General features: G+C 61.4%; 8 protein-coding genes. 3 read left to right on the top strand and 5 right to left on the bottom strand.

The window, feature by feature from the left end; translation table 11 throughout:
- On the bottom strand, window positions 1-2,012 hold a 2,012-nt coding region (locus tag EWM57_RS14170; protein WP_129921815.1), incomplete at its 3' end, for a WD40/YVTN/BNR-like repeat-containing protein.
- A gap of 548 nt (window positions 2,013-2,560) precedes the next feature.
- Window positions 2,561-5,188, bottom strand: coding sequence for a T9SS type A sorting domain-containing protein (locus tag EWM57_RS14165; RefSeq protein WP_129921814.1), 2,628 nt, complete (start codon window positions 5,186-5,188; stop codon window positions 2,561-2,563).
- A gap of 230 nt (window positions 5,189-5,418) precedes the next feature.
- Here EWM57_RS14165 and EWM57_RS14160 point away from each other — a divergent pair, with 230 nt between their 5' ends.
- The gene (locus tag EWM57_RS14160; protein WP_129921813.1) at window positions 5,419-5,955 is read left to right on the top strand and encodes a hypothetical protein; all 537 of its coding nucleotides are present in this window, start codon (window positions 5,419-5,421) and stop codon (window positions 5,953-5,955) included.
- A 60-nt stretch (window positions 5,956-6,015) separates the two neighbouring features.
- On the opposite strand, the gene EWM57_RS14155 is transcribed toward EWM57_RS14160, so the two are convergent.
- A complete protein-coding gene (locus tag EWM57_RS14155) occupies window positions 6,016-7,389 on the bottom strand; it encodes an FAD-dependent oxidoreductase (protein ID WP_129921812.1) in 1,374 nt (457 codons plus the stop codon).
- 180 nt (window positions 7,390-7,569) lie between these two features.
- Between EWM57_RS14155 and EWM57_RS14150 the strand changes: the two genes are divergently transcribed.
- Entirely contained in the window at window positions 7,570-7,839 is a 270-nt protein-coding gene (locus EWM57_RS14150) for a hypothetical protein (RefSeq protein WP_129921811.1), read from the top strand.
- A gap of 199 nt (window positions 7,840-8,038) precedes the next feature.
- On the top strand, window positions 8,039-10,732 hold the full coding sequence (locus EWM57_RS14145; RefSeq protein ID WP_165370519.1) for a TonB-dependent receptor: 2,694 nt from the start codon (window positions 8,039-8,041) through the stop codon (window positions 10,730-10,732).
- Window positions 10,733-10,810: 78 nt separating this feature from the next.
- Here the strand turns inward: EWM57_RS14145 and EWM57_RS14140 are convergent, their stop codons facing one another.
- Entirely contained in the window at window positions 10,811-11,410 is a 600-nt protein-coding gene (locus EWM57_RS14140; RefSeq protein ID WP_129921809.1) for an alpha-ketoglutarate-dependent dioxygenase AlkB family protein, read from the bottom strand.
- Between the two features lie 43 nt (window positions 11,411-11,453).
- Window positions 11,454-12,101: a hypothetical protein gene (locus EWM57_RS14135; protein ID WP_129921808.1), complete on the bottom strand. Its 648-nt coding sequence runs from the start codon at window positions 12,099-12,101 to the stop codon at window positions 11,454-11,456.
- Window positions 12,102-12,143 lie beyond the last annotated feature (42 nt).

The raw sequence follows: 12,143 nt of genomic DNA, 5'->3' as shown, positions 1-12,143 counted from the left end.
ACCTTGGCTTCGGTGGCGCTGTAATTCGACAGCGTCATCAGCAGGTGAGCATCGTTGCCGGCTTCCACGGCCACGCTCGAAACCGACATGCCGGCCGGCGCAGTGTAGAGCAGCGTCACGATGGGCGAAGCGGAAGCGGCATTATCTACCCGGTACACGTGGCCCGGCCCCGGCGTTGCCACCGAAAAGTCGGGCTCGGTGCCCACAAATAGGCGGTCCTGGTTGTTGGGTGACACCGTCACGTGGGTAACCATGCCGGCGCCGGTAGCCAGCAATACGTTGGAAACGGCCGTTGCGGCGGCCGTCGTGGCGCTGGGCAGACGGAAGAAGCGGTCCACGGTCCAGCCGCCATACAGCGTGTTGCTGCGGCTGTCGTAGTCGGTCGGGTTAATAAACTGGCCGGCCGTGGTGCTCAGGTTCAGAGTTGTGAAGCTCGTGCCACTGTTGGTGGAGCGCCGGTACTGGGCGTAGATGTAGGCCGTAAACTGAAACTGGGGCTCATTCTGGTCGATAAAGCAGAAAGCGCCGTCGCCGCCGGTAGCCTCGGTAGTCACCTGACCGCCGGCCTGGGTGTAGCGCTGGGTACCGTTGTCCTGAGCGCCGGCCAGGAAGTAGTTTACGTCGCTGGGGTGCAGGGCCAGGGCGTAAAACTGGGTGATGTTCAGGCCGTTGTTGCGCTGCCCGTACGTTGCCGCCGTGGAGTTGGCGTTAGCCGAGTAGGCAATGCCCCCGTCGCTGGCGAAAAAGGCTTTAGTGGCCGTCCCCGACGTCACTGGCACCCACACAATAGCGTGGTGGTCGGCGTGTACGTAGTTGGAAGCCGTCTTGGAAGCCGACCACACCGTGGTTTGTGTCCAGGTAGTCTGGCTCGTCGTGTTAGGGCCCTGCACCCGCACGGCGTCGGCGTTGGTAGTCAGCCACAAATCTAGGCCTCCCACGTAGAGCGTGTTAGGGTCAGTCGGCGACACGCCCATGGCGAGGCTATACCAGCCCTGGCCGCTGGTAAAGTCCCCGGCTGGCTTGTTGATGACGCTCCAGGTAGTGCCTCCATCCTTGGTCATGTAGATGTCCAGGGCGGTGTCGGTGGAAGTCGTGAAGATGGCGTACACGCGGTTGGCGTCGCTGGGGGCACAGGCTACCTCAATGCGGTGGTAGCCCACCGACGTGGCCGGCAGACCCGAGCCGGCCGTGGTGTTGAGGTTGGTCCAGGTGTCGCCGTTGTTGGTGGAGCGGTACAGAGCTCCGGTTTGCAGCAGGCCAGCGCCCACGAAAATGGTCCCGTTGGAGCTGATTTTCACGTCACCCATGCGAATACCGCTGGGTTGCAGCACGGCCGTCCAGGTGGCTCCCTGGTCCTTGCTGCGAAACAGACCCGTGCGCGTCGCGGCAAACACGTAGCCCGTCACGGGCTGCACGGCCAGGCGCTGCACCCGGTAGAAGTCGGCCACGGCGGGCGGCGCCGTGCTGGTCAGTTGCGTCCAGGTCACACCGTGGTCCGTCGATTTCCACACGCCCAGGCCCCGCACGGCGTCGAGGTTGAAGAAGCCCTCCCCGGTGCCCAGGTACATGATATCCGGGTTTGTTGGGTCGTAGACGAGCGAAGTAATGGCCAGGTTAGCCATAAAGCCGTTGATGCTCACCCAGGTCGGCGAAGCGCTTTGCGCGTTGGTGCTTTTCCAGAGGCCCCCAGCTACGGAGCCCGCCCACACGGTGTTACCCGTGGCATCAGCGGGGTCAACGAGCACGGCGCGGACGCGGCCGCCCACGTTGGAGGGGCCTTTCTCGGTCCAAGAGGCCGATGAGAGTGTGCTGGCCGAGGTCCGCTGAGCCTGCTGCATCAGCAGCTGCTCAGCCCGGGCCTGAGCTACCACCAACCGCTCGCGCGGCACCGTGCCGGTAGCCGGGTCGCGGGTACGGTTGAATTCCTGCAACATCGCCAGGTCGGGCCGGTCAGGCCGGTCGTGCTCTTCTTCCTCGCCCTCTTCTTCCGTCAGCTCAATCGGGCTTAGCAAGTTTGGGGTACGCTGAAGCAAAAAATAGCCGCTGACCGTCGTCAATACCAGGGCGCTGAGCACAGCCCATTGCCAACGGCGCAGTAAGGAGAAAAAAGTCTTCAATAGGAAAAATGAAAGAGTGACAAAAAGACTAACCACAAATCTATTCGTTTTTCCCTATTGAAAAAATTTTATTTCACAGACCAACTTACTGAAAAAAACACCACCTGAAATACCGATAAACTATAGCCATATAATACTCCTGGTCCTTTTAGCCCGATCAGGCAGGCTGCGCAAACAAGTATACACACGCAAAATAAGCCATTCTTATTCTTATAAAAATCACAAACCACCTATCCATGTTCATTAATTTAGAAGTAGCTTGAATATTGGATTACCAAGTTGATTTACCAAGCGCTAATCATTCCACCAAGCCATTCCCAGCCAACGGTGCAATAGGCTAAGCCCATATGTAAGCGCTTTTGGGCCAATACAAAAAAGGCCAGCACTTTTCAGTGCTGGCCTTTTCTAGTCTACCTGGCCGTTGATCAGCCAAGCAGGGACGTTTAGCGGTGGATAACCCGGCGCACGGCCGTTTCGTTGCCGGCGTGTACCGTCAGCAAGTATACCCCAGCGGCCAGGTTGGCCGGAGCGGGTACCGAAACTTCCTGGCCCGAAACCCGACGCGTGGCATTCATCACCTTGCGGCCGCGGGTGTCGGTGAGCGTAAAGGCTGCCTCACCCGATACCGGCTTCTGGAACCGCACGTTCAGATCCTGCGCGAAGGGGTTAGGATACACGCCGTCGAGCAGCTTGTCGCTGAGCGAAATGCCGTTCTTGGTGGAAGTCGGCGTGAATACATCCGTCGTGAACAGGCCGCGGCCGTGGGTAGCAGCAGCAATCTGCTTGTCGGACTTGCGCATGCGCAGCATGTCGACGCGCACGTTGGCCATACCCAGGCTGGCGGGGAACCAAGCGGCGGTAGCCGCCGAGAGGTTGTCGGTAGCCCAGACGCCAAGCTCGGTGGCGAGCAAGGCGCGCTGGTTGTTGTCTGGGTCAAACATAGCCCAACGAACCGGCATATCGGGCAGGTTGCCTTCTACACTACGCCAGGTACCGCCGCCGTTGGTGGTTTCCCACACGCTTACAGCGCCGTAGTTGGAATACGTGACGAGCATGTGATTGTCGTTGCCGGTTTCAACAGCCACGCAGGATACCGAGCCGGTACCGGTGCGGATGTCCGTCACGACGGGGGCAGTGCCGGTGGCATCGTCAACGCGGATTACGCGGCCGGTAGCAGTACCCACGTACACGCGGCCCGGACGGTTCGGCGATACCGTCACGTGCGTAACGGCACCGGCACCCGAAGTGAGCGAAATCGTGCTGGTGGTGGAGCTGGTCGTGGCGTTGGGCCAGCGCAGCAGCAGGCCGGGGGTGTAGCCTCCGTACATGGTGTTGTCGCGGCTGTCGTAGTCGGTCGGGTTGATAAAGGAGCCTTCCGTACCGCTGAAGTTAAAGTTCGAGAACGAACCACCACCGTTGGTAGAACGACGGTACTGCGCATACACGTACGACGAGAACTGGAACTGCGGCTCGTCTTCGTCGATGAAGCAGAAGGCGCCGTCACCGCCGGTAGCGGTGGTAGTCGTGTTCAGGCCGGCCGTGGTGTATTTCTGCGTACCGTTGTCCTGAGCACCGGCCAGGAAGTAGTTCACGTTGGTGGGGTGTACCGCTACGGCGTAGTACTGGGTGATGTTCAGGCCGTTGTTGCGCTGGCTGAACACGGGAGCCGCCGTGCTGACGGCGTTGGTGGTCGTGAACACGCCGCCGTCGTTGCCGAAGTAGGCGAGGTTGCCATCGGGCGAAGCAAACGTAATAACGTGGTGGTCAGCATGCACAAAGTTCGGCGAGCCGGGCACAGCGCTCCACACCGATACTTTCTGCCATACCACCGGGTCGGTGCCAGCGTCCAGGGTGCGGAAGATGTCGAGGCCGGCTACGTAGAGCTGGTTGGGATTGTTGGGAGCAACAGCTGCCGCCAGATCGTACCAGGCCTGGGAGCTGGCCAAAGCCGAAGCCACGCCGCCGGGCAGAGTCATCGTGGTCCAGGTGTTGCCGCCGTCGTTCGAACGGAACAGATTCAGAACCTGGTTGTTGGTAGCGTTTTCGAAGATGGCGTAGATGCGGTTGGCGTCGCTAGGAGCGCAGGCCAGCTCAATGCGCCGGTAGCCCGTGGTAGGGAGGCCCGAGTTGGGCAGCGAGTTCAGCTTGGTCCAGTCGCCGGCGTTGCCGGTCGAGGAGCGGTAGATGCCGTCGAGGGTAAACAGGCCGATCGATACGTAGAGCTTGTTATCGGCTCCCAGTTCGACGTCGGCAATGCGGCTGTCGATGGCCCCGTTGCCGGCTGCCAGTACGGCCGACCAGGCGCCTCCGCCGTTGGTGCTGCGCTGCAGGCCCGCGCGGGTACCGGCGTACACGTCACCCGAAACCGGGTGCACCACGAGCTTGGTTACGTAGTTGAAGGTTGTGCCGGTAGCGGTGCTGGGCAGTTGCTCCCAGTTCACGCCGTGGTTCGTCGACTTCCAGATGCCCAGGCCGCGGACGGCGTCGGCGTTGAAGAAGCCTTCACCCGTACCGAAGTACATTACGTTGGGGTCGCGGGGGTCGAAGGCAATGGCCGTGACGGCCAGCGTCGAGAAGAAGTTGTCTACGCTCGTCCAAGTTGGCGACGCGGCAGTTGCGTTGGTAGTTTTCCAGAGGCCGCCACCGGCAGCGCCGGCCCACAGCGTGTTGCCGCTCGGGTCGGTGGGGTCTACTACCAGGGCGCGCACCCGGCCGGCCACGTTGATCGGGCCCCGCTCGGTCCAGTTGATCTGGGACAAGCTGGTTACGGGCAGGCGGGCGGCCGCGCGCTCATTGATCAGGCGCTGGGCGTAGTTTTGGGCCGCCACGAGCCGCTCCCGCGGCACCGTGCCGGTAGCCAGGTCCATCGTCCGGGCTACTTCCTGCTCCATTGCCAGATCCGGCCGGTCGGGACGGTCATCGTCGTCCTCTTCTTCCTCCCGCTCAAAGGCGTTCTGGACTTTGGTGAGGACGGCACCATTCTGCCATAAATACGCGCCACTACCAATTGTAGCCGCGCCTCCTAGCAACAGCAGGGCACCCCACTGTCGGAATCGAGAAGAAGTTTTCACTAAGCAATAAGATTTAGGTGAGGATTTTAGCCGAAACACAGCAAACCGCGTAAAAGGTTGCTCGTTTGAGGATTCAATATACAGGTTTTGACACTTTATATCTTACTTTACTACCAGCATCCAGACATAGCCATTAATTGAACAAACTGATTAGCAATATCTTATCAGGATTTTTTCATCCGCTTTTAATCCCCTCGTATCTATTCTACGTGGTCTGCTACCAGGTGCCAATGCTCATCGCACGGCCCTCAGTACCTGACCGATGGATAGTGCTGGCGGTAGTATTCGGCTTCACCTTTGTGCTCCCCACCCTGGGCACCGGGGCCCTGTACTGGTTTGGGCAACTCGATTCGCTGCTGCTGCGCGAACGGGCCCAACGCCCCTTGCCCCTGCTGCTGGCCACCTTCAGCTTCGGGCTGGCCGCCACCATCCTTGCCCAGCAGCTGGTATTTGACCGCCTATTGGGGCAGCTGATTGTGGGCATGGTGCTGGCCGTCTTCCTGACGTTTGTGATTTCGCTGAGCTGGAAAATCAGTGCCCACGGCGTGGGCGTAGGTGGGGCCGCCGGGCTGATTGCCCTCCTATATCTGACCTCAGCGCAGCCAATCGAGCTGCTCTGGTGGCTTGTGGGCACTATTATAATAGCTGGCGCGGTGCTCACGGCCCGGCTCGAGCTGGAAGCGCACACGTCCGCCCAAGTATGGGCGGGCCTGGCATTGGGCGTGGGGGTGGTGCTGGGGATGGGACTGGGGCTCCAGCTGGGCTAACGCAACATCCCGCCCGCAGCAGGCTGCGAACGGGATTTTACAAACTTAAACTCCGCGGGGCTACCGCGCTACTTCCTGGGCGAGCAGGTGCTGTACCTCGGCGCGGTCGAAGTCGGCCTCTGACTGGATGTGGGGCATCAGCCGGCGCATAATCTGCTCCTGGCGCTGCCCATTGCGCCAGGCCTCGGCGTAAGGGGTGTGCGAGAACGTGACCTGGGAGTACAACGACAGCCACTTGCCGGGGTATTGGGCCGAGATTTTGCTTTCGATTTTCTTCTGGAGCAAAAACCGTGGGTCGGCTACCCGGTCGCGCATCTCCTCGAAGTTGTAAAGGGCCAACTCGGCCATGGCGTCGGCATTGGGCTTGCGCTGCTGCTGAAACTGCTCGAAGATGGCGTGCCAGTCGGTGCCGTACTGGTCGAGCAGCTCGTTGAGTACGGTGCAGTCCTCGAAGCCGGCATTCATGCCCTGCCCGTAGAAGGGCACAATGGCGTGGGAGGCGTCGCCGAGCAGTACCACGTCGTCGTCGAAGGCCCAGGGAAAGCAGCGCACCGTAACCAACGAGCCGGTTGGGTTCTGGAAATACTCCTGGGTCAGGTCGGGCATCAGGGGCACCACGTCGGGAAATACTTCCTCGAAGAAGGCCTGCACCTGGGCCGGGGTCTGGAGCGCGGCAAACGACTTTTCGCCTTCGAAGGGGAAAAACAGGGTGCAGTTGAAAGAGCCGTCTAGGTTGGGCAGCGCAATCATCATGTACTGGCCGCGGGGCCAGATGTGCAGGGCATTCTTTTCCAGGAGCCACTCTCCGCCGGGGCCGGGCTCGATGTTGAGCTCCTTGTAGCCGTAGTCGAGGTAGCTCTGGGAATAGTTGAACCGGTCGGTGCGCTGCATGGCGGCCCGCACGGCCGAGTAGGCTCCGTCGGTGCCGAACAGGCGGCGGAATGCGTGCGTGGCGCGCTGGCCGGTTTCGGCGTCGCGGAGTTCGAGCTGCCGCTCCCGCAAATCGACGCCCAGGCACTGCTGGTTGAAGCGCAGGTGCACGCGCGGGTCGGCCTCGGCCAAATCCAGCAGGGTGCGGTTCAGCCCAGCGCGCGACACGGAGTAGATAGCCTGATTATCCTGGCCGTAGGGCTGGGTGGTGAGGTTGCCCTGCTGGTCGTGCATCACGCGGCGGTACATCGGAATGGCCACGCGCCGGATTTCGTCGCCGATGCCCACTCCTTCCAGGGCCCGCCAGCCGCGGTCCGACAACGCCAGGTTGATGGATCGGCCTTCCACGAAGCCGGCTTTGCGGGGGTCGGCCCGCCGCTCGTACACGGTTACCTCGTGGCCACGCTGGGCCAGATACAACGACAACAGGGACCCGACCAGGCCGGCCCCCATAATGGTAAGTGGTTCGACAGAAGTAGCTGCCGGAGCGGAAAAATCAGCCATGCGTGTGGGTGGGACGGGAAGCAGGTGAGAATGGGGAAGGCGAAAGTAACCCTTTCCCCGGAGTTGGTTGAGCGGATAAATACGGGAACCCGGCCCGAAAGGCCCGCGGGCTTAAAGAAAAGCTGACCGCATAACCGGTTTCACCCGTATAGTTGCATTATTAAACGAACGTATTTACTTATGGAAATCAAGAAGTCTACTCCGTATCGTTTTTATTTCAACAACACCCCCGCTCCGGCGGATTACCAACCCGTTCCGTATAGTGCCTCCGCCAGCTCCCGCCTGCGGTTTACCGCGGGCCGGCCGGTTTGCGCGGCCCCCGGCTTCAGCGGTACCGCTACTCCGGAGCTTGCCCCCCGCCCGCTCACGCCCAAGCTCGACGTAGGCGGCTATCAAGTGGGCGAAGAAGGCGACATCAACCTGTTTGGCCATCCCGATATCCGGTATTAAGCCCTCCGCAAGCCCTCTATCTGCGTGGGCGGCGTTCCGTCGAACTACCGGCTTAGTGCAATAAATTGGCTTTTTCCCACCAAACCAGCTTTTTGATAATCAATTGGTTGCGGCCTTGCATGGTATGCATGCCTACCTTAATTTTGCAGGAATTTCACTTGCCAAAAAATTCCCAACACCACCTTTGCAACTTCTTGCTATGAGAAAACACTACCGTTTTCTAGTACTGCTGCTATGTACCTTATGCAGCAGTGCCACTGCCTGGGCGCAGAATACCATTTCCATCACCGGGGTAGTCCAGACCGAGGCCGGAGAGCCTCTGCCGGGCGCCACCATCTTCATTAAGGGCACCTTCATTGGGAGCAGCACCGACCGGGACGGGAAGTTCACGCTCAAGGCCGACTTCACGGAGCCGCCGGTTATCATCTCGGTGTCGTTTGTGGGCTACGAAACCCGGGAACTCGGCATTTCCAAGGCCCAGCAGGAAGTGCGCGTGGTGCTGCCGGTGAGCTCAACCCTCACCAACACGGTGGTGGTGTCGGCCTCGCGGGTAGCGGAAAGCATTTCGCAGGTACCCGTTACGGTAGAAAAAGTAAACACGCGGCAGGTGGAAAGCCTGACCACGCCCGACCTGCTGGCCGGCCTGGCCCGCTTCAAGGCCGTGGACGTGAACAGCTCCAGCCTGCTGACTTCCAGCATCAGTACCCGCGGCTTCAACAGTTCCCGGGCCGAGCGGGTGATTCAGATGGCCGACTACATGGACACCCAGCTGCCCAGCCTGAGCAGCAACTTCGGTAACCTGCTCGGCATCCCGGACCTCGACGTAGAAAGCATTGAGATTGTGCACGGTCCGGCCTCGGCTCTGTACGGTGCCAATGCCTTTAACGGAGTAGTGCTGTTCAACTCCAAGGACCCTTTCGTAACCGAGGGCCTGAGCATCCGTTTGCGCGGCGGCAACCGCAGCCTGCTCGACGGGCAGCTGCGCTACGCCAAGAAACTCACCGACCGGCTGGCCATCAAGCTCACCGGCGGCGCCCTGACGGCCAAGGACTGGATTGCCGACAACCAGGATCCGACTTCCCTGACCATTGAGCCCAACAACCACGCCGCCGGCTCCCCGCTGGGCTACGACGCGGTGAACCGCTACGGCGACGTGGGCACCACCTTCGGCGCCTCGGCCGGCTTTTTGAACGGGCAGACGGTCTTTTTGCCCGGCTACTCGGAAAAGGAGCTCATTACCGGCAACCAGAAGGCCCACATCTACAAGGTCAACCCCTCGGTTTCGTACCTGCTGACCGACAACGTGAAGGCCACCGTCGATTATAAGTACGTGAATGGCACCAGCATCTTCCAGAGCGCCAGCCGCTACCGCTTCAACAACAGCGGCAGCCACCAGGGCCGCGTGGAAGTGAAGGGTACCAACTGGTTTGTGCGCGGCTACACCACCCGCGACTACTCCGGTCAGCGCGACCCCAGCACCGACGGTTCCTACAACTTGGGTTTCCTGGGCGCCTTCCTGCAAACCACGACCATCCCGGATGCGCCGAACAACCCGCAGACCGGCAAGCCCTACACCTACGCCGAACGGTATTTCAGCACCTACGCGCAGGCCTATAACCAGGCCTACCTCACCAACGGCCGCAACGCCGATGCCGCCGCCGCCGCCGCCCGCGCCAACGCCAATGCCAACGCGCCCCAGCTCCAGCCCGGTACGCCTGACTTCGACAAGGCCCGGGACCGGATCATTCACGACGGTACGCCCGGCCGGGGAGCCCGCGTAATTCTGCGCTCGATTCTGAACGACGCCAGCGCCCAGTACAACTTCAAGCTGAGCTTCGCCGACCTGATTGTGGGCGGCGCCTACCGCCAGTACCTGCTGGGCTCCGACGGCTCGCTCTTCTCCGACACCAAGGACGGGGACCGGCTGCGCAACCACGAATTTGGCGGCTACGCTCAGGTAACCAAGGCCCTGCTGGCCGAGCGGCTCAAACTCTCGGTAGCCGGCCGGGTCGATGAGTTCAAGAACTTCAAGCCCGCCTTCTCGCCCCGGGCTTCGGTGGTGTATTCGGTCGGCAGCGACAACCAGCAGAACTTCCGGGCCAGCTACAACCGCGCCTTCCGCGCCCCCACCCAGACCGACCAGTACATCCGTCTCGACGTGGGTCGCGCCATTCTGCTCGGCAACATCGGCAACGGCTTCGACGGTTACACCCTGCGCGGGGCCCTCTACCACGCCGATAAGCTGCGTCTAGAGCAGGTCAACACCCTGGAAGTGGGCTACCGGGCCCAGGTGGCCAGCAAAGTAACCGTGGACGTGGACTACTTCCGCAGCGCTTACGACGACTTCATCGGTACCCAGACCTTTATCGGCAACCCGAACGGTACCCGCCCGACCACGCCTTCCCCGGTGCCGTCGGCGGCCAACCCCGACGTGCGCGTGATTCAGATTTCGGCCAACGTGGCGCAGAAAGTGAAAACCCAGGGCGCCTCGGTGGGCCTGAGCTACACGGTGGGTACCCCGCTGATTCTGTCGGCCAACTATAGCTTCAACGACCTGGTGTCGAAAGACCTGCCCGCCGACTTCCAGACCTTCTTCAACACGCCCCGCCACAAGTACAACTTCGGTCTGACCGGCCTGGCCCTGAGCCGCAAGCTGGGTTACACTGTCAACTACCGCTGGACTGACTCGTTCCTCTACGAGTCGACGTTTGCCACGGGCCGCGTGGCGGCCTACCACACCGTGGATGCGCAGGCGGGCTACAATATTGCCCCCATTCGCACCACGCTGCAGGCGGGCGTGTCGAACCTGTTCAACACTGGCAACGTGCAAACCTACGGCAGCGCCGGCATCGGCCGCCTGGGCTACGTAGGCCTGCTCTTCGAGCTGAAGTAAGCCTGCTCTTTTTCAGCTAAAAAGGCTCCGTGCACTACGCACGGAGCCTTTTTTTGTGAATGATAGGATCAGCTTCCGCTACTGGCTTGTTACTAACCGGAACGTTAGGTTGAGGCGCGGCCCCAGGAGCGCGGTTGTTTTGGGGATGCTATGCAGCCAGTGCCGCTGGGTGGGGCCGCGCATAAGCAGCAGACTGCCCGCGGGCAACGCCAACGACACGGCCTCGTGCAATAGTTGCTGGGGGTGGCGCGGGCGCAGCCGGAAGCGGCGGGTAGCGCCCAGGCTCAGGGAGGCAATAACTGGCGCTGGCCCCAACTCGGGCTCATCGTCGGCGTGCCAGCCCATGCTGTCTTGGCCTGAGCGGTACAGATTGAGCAGCACACTGTTGAACGGCGCTCCGGCAACCTGCTGCACTTGTTCGCGCAGCAGCTGCAAAGCCGGCGTCCAGGGCTGGGGCGTGAGGGAGATACCGGAGTAGGAATACCGGGCGTCCGGGTCGCCGTACCAGGCCGTCAGGCGGGGTTGCATCACCTCTTTGCCGAAGAGCTTGATGGGTTCCTGCCGCCAGTTGATAGTGGTCGTCAGCTCGGTCAATAAGGCACCGGCCGCGGCCGGCGGCAGAAAATCGGGGTCGAGCAGAACTTCGGCGTGCGGCAGCGGCAGGAGCGTGAGCGGCATAACCGGCGAGGTTGGTGGAAAGAGTCAGCCCGAAGACTTGGCGCTACTTAGCGGCGCCGGGCAAGTGGGGCAGCACCCACATAAACACCCCAATCATGGCCATGCACACCAGCAGCACCGAAAACCAGGACCGGCTCACGTAAGGCCGCTCCCCCACGTAACGGGGCCAGAAAAACAGCAGGTACGACAGCACCGCCACCAGATTGATAGCCACCCCGAGCAGCTGGGTACGCATCAGGGCCATGTCGGTAGCCTCAAACCACTGCTGGCTGAAGTACGAAGTCAGCAGCAGCACCACCATGAATACGACCAGCGTAAAACCCTTGCGGGCCTCCTTCAGCCGAAACATGTTTATTGTCAACAGGATGCCGCCCACCAGAAAGGAAAACAGCATCGAGAACATGGCAATGGTCACGGGTGAGTACAGGGCCGGGGCGGCGGCAACGGGCTCGGGCGTGCTTTCCCGCTCGGCCACCTGCCGCACTTCGGCTGCGCGGGCGGCCTGCTCAGCCACCACGGCCGTCACGTCGGGCCGCACCAGGGCGTCGTCGGGGTGGGGCTGGCCCCGGCGGGCCAGTTCATCGAGGGCGGCCAGCACGGCGTCTTCGCGGTACTGGGCGCGGCCGGTTACGTATTGGTGCAACTCGGCGTCGGTTTTGCGGGCCATTTTGTCCGCGTATGCTTCAGCCATGATTCAAAGACGGTAGAGTGAACTGCGCAGATGCGTCCTTAG

Source organism: Hymenobacter persicinus (assembly GCF_004167665.1).
Classification (GTDB): domain Bacteria; phylum Bacteroidota; class Bacteroidia; order Cytophagales; family Hymenobacteraceae; genus Hymenobacter; species Hymenobacter persicinus.
This window is presented reverse-complemented; position numbering and strand designations above follow the sequence as displayed.

Coding starts and splice junctions, on each gene's coding strand:
- EWM57_RS14160 (WP_129921813.1), top strand. CDS start 5,419: ATGCTCATCGCACGGCCCTCAGTACCTGACCGATGGATAGTGCTGGCG.
- EWM57_RS14155 (WP_129921812.1), bottom strand. CDS start 7,389: ATGGCTGATTTTTCCGCTCCGGCAGCTACTTCTGTCGAACCACTTACC.
- EWM57_RS14150 (WP_129921811.1), top strand. CDS start 7,570: ATGGAAATCAAGAAGTCTACTCCGTATCGTTTTTATTTCAACAACACC.
- EWM57_RS14145 (WP_165370519.1), top strand. CDS start 8,039: ATGAGAAAACACTACCGTTTTCTAGTACTGCTGCTATGTACCTTATGC.
- EWM57_RS14140 (WP_129921809.1), bottom strand. CDS start 11,410: ATGCCGCTCACGCTCCTGCCGCTGCCGCACGCCGAAGTTCTGCTCGAC.
- EWM57_RS14135 (WP_129921808.1), bottom strand. CDS start 12,101: ATGGCTGAAGCATACGCGGACAAAATGGCCCGCAAAACCGACGCCGAG.